Genomic DNA, 24,945 nt, shown 5'->3' on the forward strand with positions numbered 1-24,945 from the left:
TAAAGTTCGTCTCAATTTGACAGAATAACATTATTTTTAGAGAAAACATTAAAGAATTTATGCGAGCATTAGTCATTTCGGGTGGAGGAAGCAAAGGGGCATTTGCTGGTGGCGTGGCCCAATATCTCATGAAAGAAAAAAATATTGATTATGATTTATTTATAGGGTCGTCAGCAGGAAGTCTTTTGATTCCGCATTTGGCTTTAAATAGAGTAGACAAAATATTTAAGTTGTGTACAAATATTGACATGAATAAAATTTTCAGTGTTAATCCTTTCATCGTTAAGCATAAAAAAAACCAAGAAGTGATTACAATTAATCACTTTAATGTTATTATGCAGTTTATGAAAGGCAAACGCACTTTTGGTGAAAGCAAGAACCTGAAAAATTATATTGAAGACAATCTATCCAAGGAAGAATATGATCAATTACAAAATTCTTCAAAAGAAATTGTTGTGGCCGTTACCAATATCACTAAAAACTGTGTGGAGTATAAATCCATATTAGAATGCTGTTACGAAGATTTTTGCGATTGGATTTGGATTTCCTGTAATTATATTCCATTTATGAGTCTTGTCACTAAAAACCGGTTTGAATATGCCGATGGTGGAATTTCTAATGTTATCCCAATACAGGAAGCAATTAATCGTGGTGCAACTGAAATAGATGTCATCGTATTGGAAACAGAACAGAATACGTCAGAAAAAGTTATTGGAAAAAATCCATTCTCACTCACTATTGATTTGTTCGGGACAATTATTGATCAGGTAGAACGGAAAGATATTATTATTGGAAGGTTGGCTGCAGCTGCTAAAAATGTCAAGCTCAATTTTTATTATACGCCCACTAAATTGACAGATAATCCATTGGTGTTTAATAAAAAGTTGATGCACGATTGGTGGCATCAGGGCTATGAATACGCTAAAAACAAGAGCGAGACTATGAGCCAGATCCAGATATGAAAAAAGCCTCAAATTTTGAGGCTTTTTTTATTTTTACCAAAGTCCGCCGACTTCGTCTTTTATATAGGCTAACGCATTGTTGCTAGGGGATTGTTTTTCCAGCAATTCATTTAACACCGCTTCCCGTAATTTATTGGCAGTATCGACTTCAGGATTTAAAGCTGCTTTTCGAATCATCTGGATTGTGGCATTTTTTGCAGTTGTGATGATAGTCCAGCACTCGTCTGACAGATAGATTTGTTGCGTAAGATTGTGTTCAAATTCATTTTCAATATGCATGACAACCAGATTTTGGTAGTCCATTTTGTCACTTGAATTTGGTGCAATACGAATTAACAGGTTGGATGGATTGATTCTTTCTAAAAACAGGGCCATTCTTTCATAAGCCTGTAATCGGATTGGAAGGGCACTTTTTTGCGCATCTCTTTGTATTAAATATCTGCGGCGTCCTTCTTCGTTTTTTGTGTGTAGTTTAAAAAAGTAAAAAGCTACGCCTCCTGTTATTACTGCAGGTAATGTATAGCTTAACAGCTCAATTATTTTAGTTGTGTCCATAGAATTTATTTAATGAATGCAAAAATAGAATAAATTAAGTATAGTCAATTTATTTATTAGTTGATAGTGTATAGTTGATAGTGTATAGTTGATAGTGTATAGTTTGGTAACGTAGAGTCAAGTTAATTAGTGTTTAATTTTTAAATTGTTATAAAATTGTTTTTATTTTAAATATTTATATTTTTACATTAAATAATATAACTTGAATTTAAAATAAATTAATTTATGAAAAAAACGCTACTGTTTTTAACTTTCGGATTATTGATGTTGTCCGAAATAAAAGTTCAAGCCCAAAATGTACTTACTGTTTTTGATGAGATTTTATTTTATGACGGATATGCCGCAGTCGTAAATTTTCCGACTCCCGATGGTGTTATTCGACATAGAAATGATTTGTACGCCAAAAGAATTAATGGAGGATTACAGATGCCTTATGGATCTTCCATGACTATTGAGATAACAATTAAGGCGGCATGTGATAATTATGACCGTATAGGAAATGTGAATCTGGTATTGGCTCCAAAAGGATTGGTGAGTTATAATCCTGATAACGTAAGACGAATAGAATTAGGTAGGTTTATCACACCTTTTATGAATAAAAACAGGCAACCAGACGAAGTTCCGTATACTTTTACTGTAGATAATCTGTCACAAATATTAAATGATACAGGTTTAAATGCGTCTTATGATTTTTGGATGGAACTGGAAGTTTTTGGAGTTCCTTATGCTGCAAATACTCAGGTTGCCGGATGTTCCGGGAGGAATGATGTGTTTTTTGGAACCTTAAAGCTTATTTCAGAAGGCGCATCAACAACTTCGCTGCCTGCTTTTTTACTTCCGTTGAATTTCAAAAAGAATTTGAATAATTATAATGAAAATGCGACCGATGTTGTAGGTCAGACTGTTAGGACAATAAATTTTAACCTTCCTAATTCTATCACAGATGCAAAATTTTATCTGATAACTTCAAATCATGGTGCTAACAGCGGAGGAGAGGAATACAATAGAAGATTGCATTATATCACATTTGACGGCACTCCGGTATTGACTTACCGTCCCGGAGAACCTACTTGTGAGCCTTATAGAATTTATAATACACAAGGTAATGGCATTTATGGAGCTGCACCAAAAACACCAGAGCAATGGCAGTCATTTAGCAATTGGTGTCCGGGTTCTGTTATTCCAATCAGGGAGATTTCTGTAGGTAATCTGAATGCCGGACAGCATTCTTTTAAGATTGAAGTACCGGATGCTGTTTTTATAGGAGGCGAAGGTTACTTCCCCGTTTCGTTATACCTGCAGGGAACAGGACAGGCTCTTGATATAAAAAAGTTTGAGTCCAATGTTTATAGCCTCTTGCCAAATCCGACAAGAAATGTGGTGGCAATAGAAACGAATCAGGAGGTGAAGGGCTATGCTGTTTTTAGCCTTTTGGGACAAGAAATTTTGAAAGGAACCGGTAAAATGATCGATCTGTCAAAGGCTGCTCAAGGTACTTATCTTGTTCGGATAGAATTTATGAATAACGAAATTGCCACTCAAAAAATCGTAAAACTATAGACAAAACGGAATAATTATTATTGGGATATAATCTGCTGTTCTTCTTCCAAAATCCAATTATTTTTCTACAATCTAAATGCGTATTTTTGCAAGAGAAAAAGAATAAAAATGCAGCATTATATAAGCCAGCTTAATGAAGCTCAACAGGCGCCTGTCCTTCAGAAAGACGGGCCAATGATTATTATTGCAGGAGCAGGTTCTGGGAAGACAAGAGTATTGACCATTCGTATTGCATATCTGATGCATCAGGGTGTTGATGCTTTTAATATCCTGGCCCTCACGTTTACGAACAAGGCAGCACGTGAAATGAAAAAGCGTATTGCCGATATTGTTGGATCAAGTGAAGCAAAGAATCTTTGGATGGGAACTTTCCACTCTGTTTTTGCAAGAATTTTACGTTCAGAAGCGGACAAGCTTGGTTATCCTTCTAACTTTACAATTTACGATTCTCAGGATTCCGTAAGGTTAATAGGTGCCATTATCAAGGAAATGCAATTGGATAAAGATGTTTACAAGCCAAAACAGGTATTGGGACGGATTTCATCTTATAAAAACAGCTTGATAACTGTCAAGGCTTATTTTAATAATCCGGAATTGCAGGAGCAGGATGCCATGTCAAAAAAACCGCGTCTGGGTGAAATCTATCAAAATTATGTAGACCGTTGTTTTAAAGCCGGTGCTATGGATTTTGACGACCTGCTGTTGAAAACGAATGAATTGTTGACTCGTTTTCCGGATGTTCTGGCAAAATACCAGGATCGTTTTCGTTATATTCTGGTGGATGAGTATCAGGATACCAACCATTCTCAATATTTGATTGTACGTGCCTTATCAGATAGGTTCCAGAATATTTGTGTTGTTGGAGACGATGCACAGAGTATTTATGCTTTCCGCGGAGCCAATATTAACAATATCCTAAATTTCCAGAAGGATTATGATGGTGTGAAAACCTACCGTTTGGAACAGAATTACCGTTCCTCAAAAAATATTGTAGAAGCGGCGAATTCTATTATTGACAAGAACAAAACAAAACTGGATAAGGTGGTTTGGACTGCCAATGCTGACGGACCAAGGATAAAAGTACACCGAAGCCTTACAGATGGTGAAGAAGGAAGATTTGTTGCCAGTGAGATTTTTGAAAAAAAGATGCAGCTTCAAATGATGAACGGGCAGTTTGCCATTTTGTACCGTACGAATGCGCAGTCACGTGCTATGGAAGATGCTCTCAGAAAACGTGATATTCCTTACAGGATTTATGGAGGGCTGTCATTCTATCAAAGAAAGGAAATCAAGGACGTACTTTGCTACCTTAGGTTGGTTATCAATCCTAAGGACGAAGAGGCATTGGTACGTGTAATTAATTATCCGGCCAGGGGAATAGGCGATACAACTGTTGAAAAACTGACAATAGCGGCAAATCATTACAAGCGTTCTATTTTTGAAGTAATGGAGCATATCGACAAAATCGATCTTAAATTGAATTCGGGAACGAAGTCAAGGATACAGGATTTTGTCACAATGATTAAGAGCTTTCAGGTTATCGACCAGAACCATGATGCCTTTTATCTGGCGGAACATGTAACCAAAAAGACCGGACTGATTCAGGAACTGAAGAAAGATGGTACGCCGGAAGGTATTGCAAGGCTTGAAAATATTGAAGAATTGCTGAATGGTATCAAAGATTTTATTGAAGGTCAGAAAGAAGTTGACGGGGCAAGAGGAGCATTGTCTGAGTTTTTGGAAGATGTTGCCCTTGCAACTGATTTGGATAAAGATACGGGAGATGATGACCGTGTAGCCTTAATGACCATTCACCTGGCGAAAGGACTTGAATTCCCGTATGTTTTTATTGTGGGAATGGAAGAAGACCTGTTTCCGAGTGCGATGAGTGTCAGCACACGAAGCGAATTGGAAGAAGAAAGAAGACTTTTTTATGTGGCACTTACCAGAGCAGAACACCAGGCTTACCTGACCTATGCCCAGTCACGTTATCGCTGGGGAAAATTAATGGATTCTGAACCATCACGATTTATAGATGAAATTACGGGCGAATATTTAGAATATCTAACCCCTACAGAAAGCAATTATCGTTACAAGCCGATGATTGACATGGATATTTTCGGTGATGTAGACAAATCAAAGCTGAGGTTGTCAAAACCAGTTAATGGCACACCACCAAAAAGATACGATGATGACGAACCTTCACCTAATCTGAATATTCGAAAGTTAAAACCTGTTGCTTCTAATCCGCCAACAAGTTCAGGTAGTTCAGCATCAGATACTAAATTGAATGTTGGCAATATTGTGATGCACGAACGTTTTGGAAGAGGGCAGGTGCTGAATATTGAAGGTGCCGGAGCAGACAAAAAAGCAGAAATCAAATTTGAAGTAGGAGGCATTAAGAAATTATTGCTTCGTTTTGCAAGACTTGACATATTGTCGTAACTTTAAATATGATACGAACTATTTCAAAGATAAGCTTTGTGTCCTTGCGGCTTTACGTGAAATAGTTTCTCGCAAAGTATTTAAGTTCCCAAAATCACTAACTTTAAATATAAAATGACAGCATATGGCTCAGTTTATTAAAATATACCCTCAAAATCCGAATGAAAAAGAAATCGCGAAAGTGGTCAAAGTACTTCGGGATGGAGGATTGGTGATTTATCCAACGGATACGGTTTACGGACTCGGATGTGACATTACCAATACGAAAGCATTGGAACGCATTGCCAAAATCAAAGGTATCAAACTGGAAAAGGCTAATTTCTCATTTGTCTGCCATGATTTGAGCAACCTTTCTGATTATGTGAAACAGATTGATACTTCTACATTTAAATTATTGAAAAGGGCATTACCGGGACCGTATACTTTTATTCTTCCGGGAAATAACAATCTTCCAAAGGAATTCAAGAAAAAGAATACAGTAGGTATTCGTGTGCCTGATAATTCGATAGCGCTTGAAATTGTAAAACAGTTAGGAAACCCGATTGTATCTACATCTATTCATGATGATGATGATGTAATAGAATATACCACCGATCCGGAATTGATTTTTGAGAAATGGCAAAATATTGTGGACGTAGTAATAGACGGAGGTTATGGCGATAATCAGGCTTCTACCATAATCGATTTATCCGGAAGCGAACCTGTAGTAGTCAGAGAAGGGAAAGGAAGTATAGATATTTTATAATCTGTGTGGGTTTTTTCGTAAAATTTTGGCTGTTGCGATAAATAATTGCTAAATTAGCAGTACCAATTAATAAGAATCCTACTAGTGATAACGATTTATACCATATGCTATTCTTAATTTAAATATTTAATTGGTTATTAATAAAAAAAATTAGGGATACATAAAAAGCAGGCCCAAAAGCCTGCTTTTTCATTTACTCTTTATTCTGATGGCTTATTGTTTTGCCGTCATATTTTTCATTTCTTTTTCGATCATATCATAGAACTGGTCGATTTTTGGCAATACCACAATTCTGGTTCTTCTGTTGATTGATCTGTTTTCAGCTGAATTATTATCAACTAATGGAATGTATTCGCTTCTTCCCGCAGCAATCAATTGTTTTGGGTTTACGTTCAATTCCTGTAATACACGGATGATTGATGTAGAACGTTTTACGCTCAAATCCCAGTTATCAAGCAAAACTCCGTTTGATTTATAAGGAACATTATCAGTATGTCCTTCAACCATACATTCAAAATCAGGCTTGCTGTTTACTACTTTAGCTACTTTAGCCAATACTTCTTTAGCTCTGTCACTTACAACATAGCTACCGCTTTTGAAAAGAAGCTTGTCTGCAATAGAGATGAAAACCACTCCTTTTTCAACGTTAACCTGAATGTCCGGATCGCTGATACCAACAGAACTCTTTAAGCTGGTTACCAAAGCCAATGTTACAGAGTCTTTTTTCGTTAGGGCATCCTGAAGACGTGTAATTTTTAAGTCTTTTTCTTTCAGGCTCTCCAATGATTTTTCAAGATTTTCAGCTCCTTTTGAAGACAAGGTAGTCAGGTTACCCATATTGTTGATCAAATCAGAATTGTTCTTTTTCAGGAAATCGATTTGATGCGCCAATGCGTCTCTCTCTGTCAAACAGGTATTCAATTTTACTGTGGCAGTGTTTAGTAAATCTTGAATTTCTTTGTTTTTAGCTTCTAATTCAGCAATCTTCTTTTTTGAACCACACGAAGTCAGCGTGAATGCTGCAATCGAAAGTATAAAAATGACTTTTTTCATAGGTTTCGGTTTTAAAATTTTAACAAATTTAAGGATTAAAAATAGGGTTTCAAGTTTAACAAGTATAAACTATTGTTAAAATTTGTTTTCAAAAACCTTGCCTTTTTTGACAAAATAGTGGTAGGTGATGCTTTTGATTTTGTAGTAATTGTCGTATTGTTTTGATTCTCTTTTGTTTAAGAATCGGAAAAGTTTTAAATAAAAATAAAAATGAGCTTTGAGGATTGCCCAAAGATGGGAGAACTTACCTTCCGTCATAAATTTAACTCCGGCAAGCCCATCTTGTGCAAGCCGTAGGAAAAGGACAGGGAAGAGCTTATTTTTTGGCAGATTTTTGAGCATCATCCAAAGCGAATTGCGGAAATTAAGAAATGTTTTATGCGGATTTGAATCTTTTAAAGTCGCACCGCCCACATGATATACTGTAGATTTTCCACAATATTTTACTTTTAGATTTTGATTGAAAGCACGCCAGCAAAGATCAATTTCTTCCTGATGGGCAAAAAAGTCTTCATCAAAGCCATCTAAGTTTCTGTAGATTTCTTTACGTATAAAAAAGCAGGCACCGGAAGCCCAAAAGATATCAATAGTATCATTGTATTGACCCCTATCTTTTTCCAATGTCTGGAATATTCTTCCTCTGCAAAAAGGGAAACCGTATTTGTCAATAAATCCGCCACCGGCCCCTGCATATTCAAACATTTGCTTGTTTTTGTAGTCTAATATTTTGGGCTGGATGATAGCTGTTTCGGGTTCACTGTCAAACAAATCGATTACAGGTGTCAGCCAATTTTCAGTTACTTCAATATCAGAATTCACCAGGGCATAATATTCTTCTTCTACAAATCGGAGTGCCTGATTGTAACCTTTGGCAAAACCAAAGTTGTCTGTATTTTGAATAATTTTGACAGACGGGAAAGTATTTTTTATAAAAGTAACAGAATCGTCTGATGAGGCATTATCAGCTACATAAATAGTGGCCTCGGAAGAGAATCGCACAACGGAAGGCAGAAATTCCTCAAGCAGTTTTTTTCCGTTCCAGTTGAGTATGACGATTGCTGTTTTTTTCATGACTGTTGTTTGCTTCATCTAATTGAAAGCAGGAAGTTCTTTTAGAAAATTATATTTTTCGTTTTGATAATCCATCTGGCAAAAATAATGATTGAGTCCATTTGTTACCATTAAATATTCGGACTCCAGTACCATATTATAACGGGCAATCTGGTCGAAGGTGGTTTGGTTTATGACAATATCTGTTGATTTGCATTCTACTAACAGAAATAATTTGCCATTGGGTTGGAAGACTACTACGTCATAACGTTTTACAAGTCCGTTAATTTTGATGACCTTTTCTACGTTAATATACGATTTCGGATATTTTTTTTCCTGCAGCAGGTATTGTACTACGTTTTGACGAACCCATTCTTCCGGTGTCAGGATAATAAACTTTTTTCGGATTTCGTCAAATATGGAAATCCGTCCTTCTGTATTCCTAAACCGAAAATCATAGGAGTTGAAATTGAGTTGCTGCATGAATGCAAAGTAACAAAATTCTGGTTTAAAAATTCATTACGAATCCACATCCCAACTGTTTTCCATTATAGAATGGAGCCATCATTACTGTGGATTTGGTTTCCTTTTCTCCAAAAAATGTTCTTTTGATGTAAGGATGCAGCCAATAGGCTACTTTGGTACTGAGGATTCCTATTCCGGCTCCGGCAGCAACATCAGTAAGCCAGTGACGATCGTTGTAAATACGGAATAGCCCGGTTCCTGTAGCTATCGCATAACCTGTAATACCATACCATATGGAGACATCTTTATATTCCTGCCATAAAAATTCAGCACCGGCAAAGGCAGTAGCCGTATGTCCGGAAGGAAAAGAATTGTTGGAACTTCCATCTGGCCTTTCAACCTTGGTGATGCCTTTGAGGCTTAATACTGTTCCACTCATTAGCAGATAAGATGTGCCTAAAATAATAGAACGGTCTTTGAAGTTGTGTTTTCCTTTGATTCCTAAAGCATTTAAACCATACACAGATACAAAAGGAGCATATTGCGTAAAGTCATCTATGGTTATTTTTTTATCAATGTCTTCATTAACCTCTTCTTTGATTTCAGAGTTGAATCCTTTGAGCCAGTCGCTTTCCAGTCCAATAACACCATATCCTATCAGGGCCCCCGGTATAATTAAGGATTTGTAGTTAAATTTCAGGCTGTCTGGTTTTAAGACCGGGATAGAATCTGTTGCGTTTTGTTGGGCATAAGTCGCTATTGCATTGCAGACAATACATAATAGCACGATTTTTTTAGACATAATTTAAGATTATGAAGGTTACTTTCAGATTTAACGTAACAGGAGAATTTTAATTGAGAGCCTATGACTACTTTAATCAAATCTTAAGGATTGGATTTATGAACTTTTTTGCCTGCTATTTTTAAATCTTAAATATTTGTACATTTGGCATTGAAATAGGATGTAGAATGTAATAAATAAGCAATATTCAGAAGAATATTGAAGCATTGATGTATTAATTGTATTCTGCCAATTTGTAAGCAATGAGGATTCAGGACTATGAATTATAAGCAATATCCCGTACATCCGGCCCTTAAAAACTGGATACGTTATTTCTGGAGTTATGATGTTTGCACATCGGCTACAGAAGCTTTGCATATCCGTTCTTTTGCTGACCGTTATCCACGACTTGTTTTTCAGGATATTTGTTCATTTTCGCCTATCAAAGATGCCCAAGGCACTATAAAGCCCATATGTTATTTGAGTGGCGTAGATACTCAGCCTACCGATGCTTATTGGGAGAGTCATTTTTCTCATTTTGGAATAAGTTTCCAACCCCATGCTTTACATTTCCTTTTTGGTATAAATGCTGCTGAACTGACCAATCAGACGCCTGATATCCAGCTTCTGGACAAGACTGAAATTCCGGGTTTATTATTAAAGGCTAAAAATCATCTTGAAAGAGTTTCGATACTCAGCGAATATTTTTATAAAAGAATATCGAAAGCAAAAGGAGATGTGGTTATTCACCATCTTTTCCTTGGAAATTGGGCAGATCGTTTAGATAATGAAAAAAATCTGGCAACAATTGCTTCTCACTATCAGATTTCTGAACGGCAGCTGCAACGCAGGTTCAAACAAAATGTGGGTGTGTCTGCCCGAAAATTTGCCAGGGTTGCAAAATTTGAAAAGTCATTACCGGCTCTGTCTTTGACAGATTATGGGAGCCTTACCCAATTGGCCTATGATCTTGAGTATTCAGATCAGTCTCATTTTATAAAAGATTTTAAATTATTTTCCGGCCTTTCTCCTTATGAATTTGTCAAGCAATCCAGCCTGGGTTCTGAAAGCGCCTCCTTTATTTATATTGAAGAATTGGCCTGATGTCGTTCTGATACAATTCTGTTCGCATTTCTGATTTTAATTTTGAAAAAGATTTTTGTTTTAACCCAGAGATAATCTGAAATAAATCTTTAACGATTAAAATCATTACTGTAACTATGAAAACAAGGAAAAAGAAAATTACTAGTTTGTTTATTTTGACCATGATATCGCTTGCTTTTACAGCATGTTCCAAGGATGATGGAGGGTCAGATAATGTACCAAATGCATCGGTACATAAAATGATTTTGAAGGCCGAAACTTCGGGCTCAACCATCCATCACATTCTTTACGGATATGATGATGAAATGACTTCGGTGTCAGGAATAAGTGAAACTTCCTGGACAAGTCAGGAAATCGTTCTGCCTGAAAATGCAAGTGTAGCGAATTTTACCGCTAACGCAGTAGGAGTAAATGATGCTTCAACATTAAAATTACAGATATTTATAGATGGTGTTTTAAAAAAGGAAGAAGTGGGAACGGGCACAATTTTGTCCGTTCGCACTCACCACAACCTCAGATAATATCATCGTTTTAACTGGCAGCCACCTACACTGTCATGGATTTGGGACTTATTGCTGTTTTGGCAATAAGTTCTTTTTTTATATAATCATTAAAAGGATTTGAGAATAGGTCTAATTCCAAAAAAAACTCAAATACAAATAATGTGAGCTTTTGTATTTTTTTTGATAGTTCTGCTATTAAAGCCTTATTTTTGGTTTTTGATAAATACCAAATATAAAAGCAGTGGATGAGGTTTTAAAAATTGTCAATGATATTAAGGCAGGAAACATCAAGCCAATTTATTTCCTGATGGGCGAGGAGCCTTATTATATCGATAAGCTTACGGAATATATGGAAGCAAACCTTCTTTCTGAAGATGAGAAAGGTTTTAACCAGACCGTGCTGTATGGAAGGGACGTGTCTGTTGACGATATAGTTTCTACGGCAAAACGTTATCCTATGATGGCAGAGCGGCAAGTAGTCATCGTAAGGGAAGCACAAGAACTTTCGCGAAGCATTGACAAGCTGGAAAGTTATGCTGAAAATCCGATGCCCACGACGGTGCTGGTCATTGCCTATAAATATAAAACGCTAGACAAAAGAAAGAAACTGACCAAGTTTTTAGATAAGACCGGTCTTGTATATGAAAGCAAGAAACTGTATGAAAATCAGGTAGGCGACTGGCTAAAGCGGGTGTTGGCCGGAAAAAAATTAAATATTGAGCCTAAAGCCGCGGCAATGTTGGTTGATTTTTTAGGTACAGACTTAAGTAAAATAGCCAATGAATTGGATAAATTAGCTATTATTTTACCACAAGGTAGCACCATAACACCGGAAGTGATTGAAGAAAATATTGGTTTCAGCAAAGATTTTAATGTATTTGAACTCCGTAAGGCGATTGGCGAGCGTAACGTAAAAAAAGCCTATCAGATAGCACAATATTTTGCAGACAATCCGAAAGACAACCCATTAGTGTTAACAGTAGGCCAGACTTTTGGTTTTTTTGTCCAATTGCTCAAATACCATGGTTTGAAAGATCGCAGCCCAAAAAGCGTTGCTTCTGCTTTAGGTATTAACCCTTTTTTTGTGAAGGAATATGATGTGGCTATTAAGAATTACCCAATGAAAAAAGTGAGCCATATTGTGGCTTCTCTTCGGGATATTGATGTTAAAAGTAAGGGAGTTGGAGCCAATGGGTTACCGCCCGGTGATTTGATGAAAGAAATGCTGGCAAAGATATTCAGTTAAAAGAAGAAATTACCAATTTATAATTGATGCGTACTTTTTTAAAGTGCGCATTTTTTTTACTCATTAGGAAAAATATTACCTCTTAATAAAAAAACACTCCAGGAAACCTGGAGTGCTTCTGGACATTAAGATCTACTACCACCGCGATCTTAATAATTTGGGCATATATAGAACAAGAAGCCCTATTTCTATCTCTATCTGCTATATGCCCGATTTAAAAGAAACCTAAACTTAATCCAATTATTAATCTTGTTTGATTATCTTGATAGTCTTCACGGCATTATCAGCAGTTACTTTAACCATATAAGTACCGGCTGGCAGACCAGACATATCAATTTGTCCTTTGTCATTGTTTATTGTTCTTGTCATCACTTGCTGTCCGATAAGGTTGAATACGGCAACATCGCTGATGTTTTTGTCATAAGACAGATTCAGGATATTTTTAACCGGGTTTGGATATGCCTTAAAGGATGTCGCATCAAAATCAGGATTAGATAAAGCCACATCAACAGAGATGTTATCTATATAAATCTGAGCCCTGTCTGTGATTGAATAAGCATTGAAACCGATATAATATATACCGCTGGCTTCTACTGTAAAAGTAGTAGACGATTCTAACTGAGAGTCGTTTACAATAGACGGATAATCAGCTAAATTCCTTGCCATCGCATTAAAATCTGCAGCAGTTCCGATGTTAACTTTCACACTTTCTACATAAGTTGTATTACCACTGTTAGCATATTGGAATTTCAACGTATAGTTTGTTCCTGCTTCCAATTGTATTCCGTTAGTATAGAACCACGCATTAGCCGGATTTGAAGAATTATAGCTATAGTTCAATACTTTAGAATTGAATCCACCTCTGGTAATATTGTCTGTCTTCCAATTGTTCCCAGTTCCGGCATTCTGGCTTGAGGTACATGCCGGTAATCCCGGTGTGGTTGCATCTTCAAAATCAATTAAATAAGGAACTGTTTGTGTTCCACACGTTGTTCTAAAAGCAAATGGTCCTCCCCAGGTACTCTTATCTCCGGAACCACAATCTCTGCGCACATAGAATTGGTAAGCGGTATTAGCAGAAAGTCCTGAAATCGTATGTGAGTTAGCTACTCCAGAAACCGTAGTTCCTGTTCCTAGTGTAAATCCTCTTGGCCCGTACTCAATGTCGAACAAAGTTCCAGAACTTGTCCATGATAATTGTGCTGTTGCAGTTGTCAGGCTTCCTGCAATTCCTCCTGTTGGAGCAGGGCAGGATGGTGGAGTGATAACTTCAAAAGTATAATCTTCTGCTTCACCATTTCCTGAATTAAACGAACAGGCATCAGTTGGGTTACTGTTATTATAATCCATACGGATTCTCATTCTGTAGTTTCCTACAGGCGTCAATGCCGGAACGGTAATAGTTCCAGTAGCAGCAGCACCATAAGCTGTAGTGTTGAATACTCTTTCAGAAGCTTCAAAAGTCATGTTGTTGTTCCAGTCAATCCAGATGGCAAAACCGGAACCACTGCTGTATGCCGCACTGAAATCTACAGAAGCACCTTCATATTGTTGTACTTTCATAGTAGTGTGGTTGGAATAACCGCCTGTTCCTATACTTGTATTTGTATTGCTGATGTTTGTCGCACCACCGGTAGTGGTAAAGCTATTAATATAGTAGCTTGTTGAGGTAGCGGTTGGCCTACAATATGCCGTTGTGAAACGGAATGGTCCAGCCCATAGGCTCTTGTCTCCAGAACCACAGTCTTTGCGCACATAGAACTGGTAAGCAGTATCTGCAGTTAAATCTGTAACACTGTATGGGCTTGTTACACCGGTACGTGTAGTTCCTGTGCCTTGTGTAAATCCATTTGGTCCGTATTCAACATCAAACAATGTTCCGTCGCTCGTCCAGGCAAGAAGTGCCGTTGTTGGAGTCATACTTGCAATGTTCAGATTTGTTGGAGGTATACAAGATGGCACAGCAATTACTTCAAGTGTATAATCTTCTGCTTCTCCATTTCCTGAATTAAATCCACAAGCGTCTGAAGGACTGCTGTTGTTGTAGTCCATACGGATTCTCATTCTGTAGCTTCCTATTGGAGTTCCAGCTGGAACAGTAATGGTTCCTGTAGATGATGCACCATACGCTGTAGTATTGAATACTCTTTCGTCAGCATCAAAAGCCATGTTTTTGTTCCAGTCTACCCATATAGCAAAACCGGAACCACCGCTGTATGCTGCGCTAAAATTGATTGTTCTGCCTTCAGATTGCTGTACTTTTAAGGTTGAGAAGTTGGAATAACCTCCGGTTCCTATTGCAGTACCTGTATTGCTAATGTTTACATATCCTTCTGTAGTAGAGAAATCTCTGATAAAGTAAGAAGTAGATGTAGCAGCAGGAAGACAGTATCCGGTTCTGAAACTAAATGGTCCAGCCCATGGACTCTTATCTCCGGAACCACAATCTCTACGCACATAGTATTGATAATTAGTATCTGATGTTAATCCTGTAGCATCATAAGGATTTCCTACAGAAGACATTAGTGTTCCTGTTCCTTGCGTGAAACCTGTAGGACCATATTCCACATCAAATACGGTTCCTTCACCCATCCAGGAAAGCTGTGCCGTTGTAAAAGTCATATTTCCGGCACCCAATTCTGTTGGAGGCATACAGCTTGGAGGAGTAGTTACTTCAAAAGTATAGTCTTCTGCCTCACCGCTATAGTATACATCACCCCAATCCCAATCTTCATATTCAACAAATTCACAAGGGTTGTTTGGATTACTTGTATTGTTATCCATCATTATTCTCATTCTGTAGTTGCCCAGAGGTGTGCCAGCAGGAACAGTAATAGTTCCGGTAGCAGCTGAACCATAGGCTGTAGTGTTGAATACTTTTTCCGAAGCTTCAAAGGTCATGTTGTTGTTCCAGTCAATCCAGATTGAAAATCCGGAACCGCTGCTGTATGCAGCGCTAAAGTTTACAGTTCCGCCTGTAAATTGTTGTACTTTCATGGCTGTATAGTTGGAGTAACCTCCGGTACCAAAACCTGTATTCAGATTGTTGATGTTTATAAAGCCGCCAGTTGTTGTAAAGTTCTTTACAAAATAACTTGTCGTATTTGCCACAGGCTTACATGGTCCGGTAAAGAAACGGAAAGGTCCGGCCCATGGACTCTTATCGCCCGCACCGCAATCTCTGCGCACATAGTAGTGGTATGCAGTATCTGGTGTTAATCCTGTAGCATTGTATGGATTAGCAACAGAAGAAACGATAGTTCCGGTTCCTTGCGTGAAACCTGCAGGTCCATATTCAATGTCAAATACGGTTCCTTCGCTCATCCATGAAAATTGTGCTGTTGTATATACTATATTTCCAGCTCCTAATTCTGTTGGAGGCATACATGTTGGAGGTGTAACTACTTCAAGAGTATAGTCTTCTGCTTCTCCATTTCCGGAGTTAAATGAACATGCATTTGAAGGATTACTATTATTATAATCCATACGGATTCTCAAACGGTATTCACCAACAGGCGTTCCGGCAGGAATAGTAAAGCTTCCTGTTGAAGATGAGCCATAGGAAGTCGTATTATATACTCTTTCATCGGCATCAAAAGCCATGTTTTTGTTCCAGTCAATCCACATTGCAAAACCTGAACTGCCGCTATAAGCTGCGCTAAAGTTAACAACTCCGGTTTCGTAGTGTCTTACCTTCATTGTAGTATGGTTTGAATAACCACCAGTTCCAATACCTGAATTTACGTTATTGATATTGGTGATAGCACCCGTAGTAGTAAAATCTTTTATTAAATAGTTTGTAGATGTTGCAGCCGGAACACAGTAGCCTGTATAGAAGCGGAAAGGTCCTGCCCACGCACTTTTGTTATCTGCCCCGCAACTTTTACGCACATAGTATTCGTAGGAAGATTCAGGAGTCAGTGCTGTAACATCATATGGGTTTCCAACAGAAGAAGCCATAATTCCTGTACCTCTGGCAAATCCTGCAGGCCCATATTCTACGTCAAATACAGTTCCGTCGCCCAACCAGGAAAATTGTGCCGATGTAAAGGTCACATTTCCTGCTCCAAGGTCTGTTGGAGGCAAGCAAGATGGTGTTGGTATTACTTCAAAAGTATAATCTTCTGCTTCTCCGTTACCTGAGTTGAATCCGCAGGCATCAGAAGGGTTGTTGTTATTATAATCCATGCGGATTCTCATTCTGTAGTTACCCACAGGAGTTCCGGCAGGAACGGCAATACTTCCTGTAGACGAAGAACCATATGCCGTAGTATTGAATACTCTTTCATCAGTGTCAAATGACATGTTATTGTTCCAGTCTACCCAAATAGCAAAACCGGAACCACCACTGTAAACTGCACTGAAGTTGACTGAGCCACCTTCGAAGTAACTTACTTTCATAGAAGCGTTGCCAGAATTGTTGGTATAACCGCCTGCTCCAATACCGGAATTAGTATTGTTGATATTGCTTATTCCACCTGTTGTTATAAAATCTTTTATAAAGTAACTTGTAGAGGTAGCAACCGGAAGACAATAGCCTGTGTAAAAGCTGTATGGGCCAGACCATATGCTTTTATCGCCGCCTCCACAATCAGTACGTACATAAAACTGATACATCGTATTTGCTGTAAGTTCGCCAGGAGTATACGGATTTGCCACAGATGAAGCAAGTGTACCGCTACCTAATGCAAAACCTGAAGGACCGTATTCTACATCGAATAGGAATCCTTCACTCATCCATGAAAGTTGAGCTGAATTAAATGTAACGTTTCCGGCACCAAGAGCTGTTGGTGGCATACATGTTGGCGGGTCTCCAACTTCTAAGGTATAATCTTCTGCTTCTCCGTTTCCTGAATTAAAACCGCATGGATTGTCCGGATTCGACTTGTTGAAGTCAGCCAGGACTCTCATACGGTAGCTGCCATTGGCAGTACCTGCAGGAATTGTAATTGTTCCTGTAGCAGAAGATCCGTATGACGTTGTATTAAAAATTCTTTCTGAAGCTTCAAAAGTTGTATTACCATTCCAATCAATCCATATGGCTAAACCATAAGTTCCTGAGCTATAGACTGCCGAAAAGTCAAATGAACCTCCGGCTGACTGACGTACAATTTTTGTAGTAGCATTTGAATAACCTCCGCTTCCTATTCCGGAGTTAGTGTTTATAATGTTAAGAAAACCTCCCGTAGTGGTAAAGTCCTTAATAAAGTAGCTGGTTCCTGTTCCTGCTGGTGTACAATAGGCTAGTGTACCTGCTGTAGCAGTTGTTTTTTGAGGCTGTAGCATTTCTGGTCCTGAGTAGGCATACAGAAAAATGCCCATGCCCATACAATACAGCAATGTGAGCCATTGCTTGGTTCGGAATTTCTTCCGATGGGATTGGGTAAAATTTTTCATTCTAAGTATATTTGATTAAAGTTAAACAGGCGCTATCACAGCGCTATATTGTTGAAATTTTTAGTATATATAAAAGCCATAACGGAATGATGTGGCTCATATCCGTATGGCGTATTTTTCTTTTTCATTGAGTCTTATGCTAAAAAGTAAGGCGCTCTCCAATTTTTTTGACTCTGTATAACGCAATAATTTTCCATTTATAAACTATGATGATTAAAATCTTTTTATGAAAAATGTTCGGAGAGCAACCTTAACATCTTAGCCGAACTCTTATAATTTTGACTCCAACTAACGAAATTTAAATCTATACCCCCGTATGGTAAATCCCGTTGTTGATTATAAGAGGTCTTTATCTTCCAAAGTGTTTGGTCGTAATTATTTAAAAAGTACTTCCCGTATTCATAAAACTAAACCATGAAAAAAGCAGGGAAGCACTTTATAGTAGTTAAAGAAAGCTGCTCTTCATTTTTTATAAGTTATAATTGCTGTTAATCAAAATAAACTAATCTGAAAAAAATTACGCAAGCAGCTGTTCTTACCTTAATATTCTTTTATTCTTCATTCTATTCTGTGTGTAATTATATATAACTGTGAATTTTCAATCGAACGTTTTTTAAAGTGCCTCCGGGCTTTATTTTGTATTAACTAAACCTAAAGTTTATGAAGAAACTTGCAGAGGCACTTATTAAAAAAAAAAATTAGTATTTAGTATTTAATGCATTTTCATAAGTTGATTATAACAAGCCAAAGATTGTTTTTTGTTATAGATATGGCAATACGAAAAAAGTATATGACAGTTATGAATGAGAATTTGATTGATATGATTCGATAAATGTATTCTGGAGCTTGACGTATGTTTGCACTTTGTTCTCTTAGATAGAGAAAGGATGCAAGGTTTTACGGTAGTTTATAAAAAATAGTAAATAATTCGTGTATAGGTGTTTTTAAACCTATAGTAACATCAAAACTCATTAAGTATTCTTCTATTTTTGCACTTTATTTCTTACGAAATGCTTTAGCAGTGGAATATTTGTCTGCATAGGATAATAAAATATAAATAACCAGAGATAAAAATGAATGATAAATTAAAAGATATTGAAAATCTAAATTTTATTGAAGCCCATAAAATTATATTGCAGATATGTAAAGATAGACTATATCTTTCACTAGACGATATAAGCTTTATTTTAAATTTAAAAAATAAAGAGCTAGTAGAGTCTTTCTTAACAGAGTATGCTCATTTCCATGAAAAAGAATTACTATATATTGAAAATTTTATTAATTCAAATTTAGAACATGAAAACAAAGAATTTTTGTCTGATTTAATCTATTTTGCAACAGATTTTGGTTTAGACATAAATTATAAAAGAATTCTAAAATTTTTAATTATTGAAGTAGAAGATAATAATTTTTTAGTTTTAGCATCCCTTCATTACCTAAGTGAAAATATTAAATTTTTATATATAGACTCCATAATAGATAATTTGATTTATATAAGAGATAATGAAGTTTATCATCAAAACGAACAATTACTGGCAAGCTTAATTCTATTTAGAATCACCCATAAACCCGATTATTTGGTTTTTGTAAAAGAGCTGATTGAACACGATGAAAGCAACCTGGAGTTTTTTAATAATGTTATTAAAGATGATATGTATGATCAAAAATATTTTAATATAAAATATTTTTTAGGAATTTTAAAAACAGGTAATCTCTTTTTAGATTAATATGAACAATCAGCCCTAATAAATCATTAAAAAACATAAATGAGAATTGTAGATTTTATTTTTTACAGGTTTTAGTTATTCTATCATTTACTTTTTTATATAAAAAGATACAAGCAAATAATTGAACGTTATGAAGATGAAGCAGATTCTGCAGTAATAAAAGGAAATATTTGCTTAATAGCCTATTTGGTTTTTACCATTCTTTTCATAGGGCTAACCTTTTATATAATAGCACAAAATTATTAGCAACTGTAACAGATTGGACATTAGGTATTATTGCTGAATCAGCAACTGCATACAGGAGGAAAAAAGGAATACGGGAGAAGACATTATAAATAATTTAAATATATTATGGAACTGATAGACATAAAAATTAGCAGAAGACCAAAGTTGATTACAGGTGTTAAAATAAAAGAAGGAAATCAATGGGTTTTAGTGAATCATAATCTTGTAGATTATGTATTAGACGGATATTCTTTTATTAATAAAAAATATATAAAGAAAGTAGTAGAAGTATCTAAAGAAGTGATTGATTATAAGATAATTAAGATGAGGTATCATGAGAAAATATCCGATTCCTTTTCCGATTTACTACTTGAAAGTTATCAAAGTTTACTTTCAAGCTTTTTAAATACTTCAAAATTAGTTGCATTTGAATTTGAAAGTAGTGAATATTGTATTATTGGAGTAATTACTAAAATAAATGAAAAATCATTTAGAATAAATAAGTTGAGTACAAAAGGCATATTTTTAGGAGAAGAAAATTTTGAATTTAACTCTATAAGGATAATTGATATTGAAACGGATTATTTAAATGCTCTTGAGGGATTTTTAAATGAAAGTAAGAATGAAAAATAAGCTAACTGAAAGGATAAGTTATTCATAATTTGATATACTTCATGAACTATAAAAAAATAATAAAATTTTTAAGTATTCTTCTTTTTTTATGGTTCAGCATACACATCATCTACACTATCATTGATGGAAATAAAGACGAAGGGAAATCAGCTGATATCGCAGTAATTTTAGGAACAACTGTAAATACAGATGGTACTTTGTCTGAACGGTTGGAAAAACGAATGGAATGCGGTTTAAAGCTATACAAAGATGGACGCATAAAAAAGATTATTGTTAGCGGTGGACTTGGAAAAGAAGGCTTTTTGGAAGGTGACAAAATGAAAGAGTATCTGATAGGAAAAGGAATACCGGATTCTTTGATTATTGCAGATAATAAAGGCAATAATACTACAGCTACAGTGGCAAATACACTTCAAATGAGAGATAGTTTGCATTACAACAGTGTTATTGTGGTTTCCCAATATTTTCACGTGACAAGAACCAAAATGCTGTTTAGGAAAGAAGGTTTTGAAAATGTAAGCAGTGTAAGCCCTGATTATTCCGAATACAGGGATTTTTATTCGCTATTCCGGGAATTTTTTGCTTATTATTACGACCGATTAAAATAAGTATGATGGAGCCAATAATAAAAACACTTCCCATGACATGCCTTGTTGGAATACATAAGGAAATGTCGCTGGCGAATAACCAAACCTTTGCACTTTGGAATGCTTTTATGCCCAGACGTAAGGAAATAACAAATAACCTGAATACTGATTTGTTTTCCATGCAAATCTATGATGCCGCCTATTTTGAAAATTTTAGACTAGATAAGAAATTTACGAAATGGGCAGCCATAGCCGTAGATAGTTTTGAAAGTATTCCTGATGGTATGGAAAGTTATACCTTAGAAGGTGGAGAATATGCCGTTTTTACACATAAAGGCGGACCCGAAACCGGAGCAGAAGTATTTGGATATATTTTTAACACCTGGCTTCCCAATTCAGATTATGTACTTGATAGCAGAGAACATTTCGAATTGTTAGGCGACAAATACAAACACGGCGACCCGGAATCAGAGGAAGAAATCTGGATACCCATAAAACCAAAGGTAACTGATAAAACAAAGATAGCCGTAGCTCTTTTTGATAAGCTGGCCGATAGATATCAGGATAAATTTATGGACGTCGGGCTATATGCCGATTCGCTGAATCTGTTTTGCGACAATATTACAAAACCAAATGCCTCAATCCTGGAAATTGCTTGCGGACCAGGTAATGTGACCAAATATTTGCTCGGAAAACGTCCTGATTTTAAAATATTAGGTACCGACCTGGCACCCAAAATGATTGAATTGGCAAAAGCCAATAATCCCTCAGCAACATTCCGGTTAATGGACTGTCGTGATTTGGATAAAGTTTCCAAAACCTACGATGGTATTGTATGTGCTTTTTGCCTGCCTTATCTTTCCAAAGAAGAAACCCAAAAACTCATTGCAGATGCCTACCATAAGCTGGAACAAGATGGCCTGCTTTTTATCAGCACAATGGAAGACAACTATGAAACATCAGGATGGGAAAAAGGAAGTTCAGGCGATGCCATATACATGCACTATTATCCCGCAGATTTTTTACTGACAGCATTACAGACAAACGGATTTACTATCATTGACGAAGGCCGCAAAAAATATGACGGCCCTAAAAAAGTTCCAGTAACCGATTTACTGTTAATTGCTAGGAAGTAAGAGAAAAGAAGAAAAAAGGTCCTAAGGTCCTAAGGAAAAACCTTAGCACCTCAGAACCTCAGCATCTCAGAACCTCAAAAAAACATTTTCCTTTCGGCAAAACAAATATTTTACCGAACTTTGCAATTCACTTCTTTTTAAAAAGAGCAAACAAATATATTTATGGGAATGAATAAAAACACCATTCTGGGCTGGGCAACCTTTGTTATGGTCCTGATGGGGCTGCTGCTAATTGGCTTAGGCATCTTTCGTTATGACGATGTAGCCGGTTGGGGTTTTGGGGCAGTAGGAATAGGCTTTTTTGCCATTGCATGGGTTTTCAGTTCGCTGAAAGGGCGTGTATAAAAAACATACGCGAGTTATCGATAAAAAATCCGCTTTTTAGCGGATTTTTTTATGAATGCACAAGTTTGCCCGGTGTAATACCAAACTTGTTTTTAAAGGCAGTCGTAAAATGCTGTACATACTGATAGCCGCAGTAGGCCGCTACTTCCTTAACCGGTTTATTTTCTTCCAGCAACATGCGTTTTGACTGTTGCATCCTAATTTCATGTAAGTAGCCAAACACAGTGGTACCAAAAAGTATTTTAAAACCTTTTTTGAGTTTAAAATCATTAAGACCCACTTTATGGGCGAGCTCTAAAAGTGAATAAGGTTCTGATATGTTCTGTTCCAACAATTTTTTGGCATAGTAAATCTTTTCTACATCTTCTTTTTTTAGTTTTTCGGAAGTTGGGGTCAATTGTATGCTTTCAAACTGTTCAATCTGAAGCATGAAGAGTTCTAGGATTTTTGATTCCAAGTACAATCGCTTTAAGACACCTTTCCGTTGGCATTGGTTGATTTGCGAAAGGATAAGATTCATCTGCGCTGTTATGGGCATATGGTGCGGACTCAGGCAATTACTGATTTCCTGTTTGTCAATTTGTTTCAGAAACTTATCAATAGTCTTGCTTTCAGAATCAACAAAACGGTTGAAATAGTTTTCTGTAAAATGGATTTCAAAAACCTCGTTGGGTTTTTCCTGTTTGCCGCCCCTAAACTTTCCTTCAAAATTACTGGAATAAAAGAAATTATGCTGTTGAGGTCCGAATGAATAATCAAATTTGGAATTGAGCGATTCTACTTCGGCGCTTCCTGTCAAAGAAAAATGCATCTCAAATACAGAGAGGTCACTTTTGGCAACCAAACAAACTTCCTGATTCAATTGCGAACGCCGACGTAACGTATGTACACCATCAAACCATATTTCTGAAATATCAGTATACCCAATCTTGTTATCAAACAGTTGGGTTTCCTGTTCCACAATATCTGTTAACCCGTCATAAGCTGCATGAAAATCTTTTTCAAAAATAATTTCATCCAAATCGCTATCATTTATGGTAATTCTCATCCTAATCCGTTTTGCGTAAAACAACATCCGTCTTGCGTAACTAAAATAGGCAAGAATAGCAGACATTTGTACAAAGATAATTATTTAGAATCAATCTAAACAAATAAAAATCAAAAATGACAAAAGTACCAAAATGGCTGGGAGATACCATGGAAGTTGTGTATCAGCGATTCATGTATGAAACAGTTATAACCAATGTAGAATATTTAGATGAAAAATTAAAAAGAGTGCGTTTTGAAGGCGATTTCAGAAAGATAAAATTTATGCCGGGCAATGTAGTTAAAGTACGGGTTAATGATACGGAATATCGCCATTATACGCTATCTGCTTTTGATGCCAAAACAGGATTTTGTGAAATTGTATTCTATCTGCACGGCCTGGGACCGGGAAGCAACTGGGCAGAAGGATTAAAAATGGGGGATAGGGCAAAGTTGTTGGGTCCGGGTGGAAAACTTTATTACTCTGAAAACCGGGTAAACCATTTTTTATTTGGCGATGAAACTTCCTTAGGCTGGATGAAATGCATGGAAGAAGAAGCGGAACGCAGAGGCGAATTTTTCTTTGGTTTTGCAGAACTTGATGAATCGCATCACGATTGGGCAGAAAGATTGGGCAGCTCCGTAAAAATTGTAGGCAAATCATCAGAATTTCCCGCTCAGCCTGTTATCGACATTGTAAAGGAATGGGAAGAAGATTTTTGGCTAACAGCAGTAGATACGGTTTTTTATCTGACAGGACGGACAAAATCAATTCAGGCATTCCGAAAGTTTTTGTTGTCAAAAGGAATCAGTAGTAAAAAGATAAAAACAGAACCCTATTGGGCAGATGGAAAAAGCGGGCTGTAACAGCCCGCTAATGTATTTCAGATATTGTTTATTAATGAGCTGAAACGGCTTTCAGTCCTACAATGGAAGCAATCAATGTTACAATAAAAAAGATTCTCCAGAAATTGGCAGGGTCTTTAAAAACAAATATTCCAAGCAATACGGTTCCTACGGCCCCAATACCTGTCCATACAGCATAGGCCGTTCCAAGTGGAAGATTTTGTGTGGCTTTAATCAATAGCGACATACTAATAATACACGCAACAAGAAAACCACCATACCATGCATAAGCTTCATTGCCTGTGGCTTCTTTAGCTTTACCTAAACAAAAGGTAAAAGCAACTTCAAACAATCCGGCAATGATTAATATAATCCAGTTCATAAACTTTTTTCTTTAAAAATTCCATGCAAAGGTCGGTTCTTAGGATGAAAATATTTTTTACAAATGATAAAAAGTGACAGAGGTAGCTGTGGTGTTAGGTTCTGAGTTTCTAAGATACTGAGTTACTAAGTTTTTGTGCTTTTAAGTAAAAGAGAAATTATTAAAATAAGTT

21 protein-coding genes are annotated in these 24,945 nt (G+C 36.6%); 13 read left to right on the plus strand and 8 right to left on the minus strand.

Going from position 1 to position 24,945, the window contains the following annotated elements; all coding sequences use genetic code 11:
* Positions 1-59 precede the first annotated feature (59 nt).
* The gene (locus tag ASG38_RS15480; protein ID WP_056073150.1) at positions 60-962 is read left to right on the plus strand and encodes a patatin family protein; all 903 of its coding nucleotides are present in this window, start codon (positions 60-62) and stop codon (positions 960-962) included.
* Positions 963-995: 33 nt separating this feature from the next.
* Here the strand turns inward: ASG38_RS15480 and ASG38_RS15485 are convergent, their stop codons facing one another.
* Positions 996-1,517: a hypothetical protein gene (locus ASG38_RS15485; RefSeq protein ID WP_056073153.1), complete on the minus strand. Its 522-nt coding sequence runs from the start codon at positions 1,515-1,517 to the stop codon at positions 996-998.
* A 225-nt stretch (positions 1,518-1,742) separates the two neighbouring features.
* Here ASG38_RS15485 and ASG38_RS15490 point away from each other — a divergent pair, with 225 nt between their 5' ends.
* The 3 genes from ASG38_RS15490 (at position 1,743) to ASG38_RS15500 (ending at position 6,267) form a co-directional block, all read left to right on the plus strand.
* On the plus strand, positions 1,743-3,077 hold the full coding sequence (locus ASG38_RS15490) for a peptide-N-glycosidase F-related protein (RefSeq protein WP_162239711.1): 1,335 nt from the start codon (positions 1,743-1,745) through the stop codon (positions 3,075-3,077).
* 108 nt (positions 3,078-3,185) lie between these two features.
* Positions 3,186-5,522, plus strand: a complete 2,337-nt coding sequence (locus ASG38_RS15495; RefSeq protein ID WP_056073156.1) for an ATP-dependent helicase — start codon at positions 3,186-3,188, stop codon at positions 5,520-5,522.
* A gap of 124 nt (positions 5,523-5,646) precedes the next feature.
* On the plus strand, positions 5,647-6,267 hold the full coding sequence (locus tag ASG38_RS15500; protein ID WP_056073159.1) for an L-threonylcarbamoyladenylate synthase: 621 nt from the start codon (positions 5,647-5,649) through the stop codon (positions 6,265-6,267).
* A 213-nt stretch (positions 6,268-6,480) separates the two neighbouring features.
* Here ASG38_RS15500 and ASG38_RS15505 read toward each other — a convergent pair whose 3' ends face one another.
* The 4 genes from ASG38_RS15505 to ASG38_RS15520 all read right to left on the minus strand — a co-directional run bounded on the left by ASG38_RS15505 (position 6,481) and on the right by ASG38_RS15520 (position 9,637).
* The gene (locus tag ASG38_RS15505) at positions 6,481-7,320 is read right to left on the minus strand and encodes an OmpA family protein (protein WP_056073162.1); all 840 of its coding nucleotides are present in this window, start codon (positions 7,318-7,320) and stop codon (positions 6,481-6,483) included.
* A gap of 75 nt (positions 7,321-7,395) precedes the next feature.
* Positions 7,396-8,391 carry a glycosyltransferase family 2 protein gene (locus ASG38_RS15510; RefSeq protein ID WP_056073763.1) on the minus strand — a complete coding sequence of 332 codons (996 nt, stop codon included), beginning with the start codon at positions 8,389-8,391 and terminating at the stop codon, positions 7,396-7,398.
* An 18-nt stretch (positions 8,392-8,409) separates the two neighbouring features.
* Positions 8,410-8,853 (minus strand): type I restriction enzyme HsdR N-terminal domain-containing protein, encoded by a 444-nt coding sequence (locus ASG38_RS15515; protein ID WP_056073165.1) that lies wholly within the window; start codon positions 8,851-8,853, stop codon positions 8,410-8,412.
* Positions 8,854-8,878: 25 nt separating this feature from the next.
* Positions 8,879-9,637, minus strand: coding sequence for a phosphatase PAP2 family protein (locus ASG38_RS15520; protein ID WP_056073168.1), 759 nt, complete (start codon positions 9,635-9,637; stop codon positions 8,879-8,881).
* Between the two features lie 258 nt (positions 9,638-9,895).
* Here ASG38_RS15520 and ASG38_RS15525 point away from each other — a divergent pair, with 258 nt between their 5' ends.
* The 3 genes from ASG38_RS15525 (at position 9,896) to holA (ending at position 12,469) form a co-directional block, all read left to right on the plus strand.
* Positions 9,896-10,720 carry a helix-turn-helix domain-containing protein gene (locus ASG38_RS15525; protein ID WP_056073172.1) on the plus strand — a complete coding sequence of 275 codons (825 nt, stop codon included), beginning with the start codon at positions 9,896-9,898 and terminating at the stop codon, positions 10,718-10,720.
* Positions 10,721-10,836: 116 nt separating this feature from the next.
* A complete protein-coding gene (locus tag ASG38_RS15530; protein ID WP_056073175.1) occupies positions 10,837-11,241 on the plus strand; it encodes a hypothetical protein in 405 nt (134 codons plus the stop codon).
* Between the two features lie 223 nt (positions 11,242-11,464).
* On the plus strand, positions 11,465-12,469 hold the full coding sequence (holA, locus tag ASG38_RS15535; RefSeq protein WP_056073178.1) for a DNA polymerase III subunit delta: 1,005 nt from the start codon (positions 11,465-11,467) through the stop codon (positions 12,467-12,469).
* 243 nt (positions 12,470-12,712) lie between these two features.
* Here the strand turns inward: holA and ASG38_RS15540 are convergent, their stop codons facing one another.
* Positions 12,713-17,866 (minus strand): GEVED domain-containing protein, encoded by a 5,154-nt coding sequence (locus tag ASG38_RS15540; RefSeq protein WP_082482240.1) that lies wholly within the window; start codon positions 17,864-17,866, stop codon positions 12,713-12,715.
* A 1,073-nt stretch (positions 17,867-18,939) separates the two neighbouring features.
* Here ASG38_RS15540 and ASG38_RS15545 point away from each other — a divergent pair.
* From ASG38_RS15545 to ASG38_RS15570, 5 genes are all read left to right on the plus strand, one after another.
* Positions 18,940-19,593, plus strand: a complete 654-nt coding sequence (locus tag ASG38_RS15545) for a hypothetical protein (RefSeq protein ID WP_056073183.1) — start codon at positions 18,940-18,942, stop codon at positions 19,591-19,593.
* A 351-nt stretch (positions 19,594-19,944) separates the two neighbouring features.
* A complete protein-coding gene (locus tag ASG38_RS15550; RefSeq protein ID WP_056073184.1) occupies positions 19,945-20,451 on the plus strand; it encodes a hypothetical protein in 507 nt (168 codons plus the stop codon).
* 41 nt (positions 20,452-20,492) lie between these two features.
* A complete protein-coding gene (locus ASG38_RS15555) occupies positions 20,493-21,059 on the plus strand; it encodes a YdcF family protein (protein WP_056073187.1) in 567 nt (188 codons plus the stop codon).
* Positions 21,060-21,064: 5 nt separating this feature from the next.
* On the plus strand, positions 21,065-22,174 hold the full coding sequence (locus tag ASG38_RS18160; RefSeq protein WP_200937046.1) for a GyrI-like domain-containing protein: 1,110 nt from the start codon (positions 21,065-21,067) through the stop codon (positions 22,172-22,174).
* Between the two features lie 162 nt (positions 22,175-22,336).
* Positions 22,337-22,519, plus strand: coding sequence for a CAL67264 family membrane protein (locus tag ASG38_RS15570; protein ID WP_056073191.1), 183 nt, complete (start codon positions 22,337-22,339; stop codon positions 22,517-22,519).
* Positions 22,520-22,568: 49 nt separating this feature from the next.
* Here ASG38_RS15570 and ASG38_RS15575 read toward each other — a convergent pair whose 3' ends face one another.
* Complete coding sequence (locus tag ASG38_RS15575) at positions 22,569-23,567, minus strand: AraC family transcriptional regulator (RefSeq protein WP_056073194.1); 999 nt, start codon at positions 23,565-23,567, stop codon at positions 22,569-22,571.
* 116 nt (positions 23,568-23,683) lie between these two features.
* Here ASG38_RS15575 and ASG38_RS15580 point away from each other — a divergent pair, with 116 nt between their 5' ends.
* Entirely contained in the window at positions 23,684-24,412 is a 729-nt protein-coding gene (locus ASG38_RS15580) for a siderophore-interacting protein (protein ID WP_056073197.1), read from the plus strand.
* Between the two features lie 31 nt (positions 24,413-24,443).
* Here ASG38_RS15580 and ASG38_RS15585 read toward each other — a convergent pair whose 3' ends face one another.
* Positions 24,444-24,773, minus strand: coding sequence for a multidrug efflux SMR transporter (locus ASG38_RS15585; protein ID WP_056073199.1), 330 nt, complete (start codon positions 24,771-24,773; stop codon positions 24,444-24,446).
* Between the last annotated feature and the right edge of the window lie 172 nt (positions 24,774-24,945).

Source organism: Flavobacterium sp. Leaf359, from assembly GCF_001423985.1.
Classification (GTDB): domain Bacteria; phylum Bacteroidota; class Bacteroidia; order Flavobacteriales; family Flavobacteriaceae; genus Flavobacterium; species Flavobacterium lindanitolerans.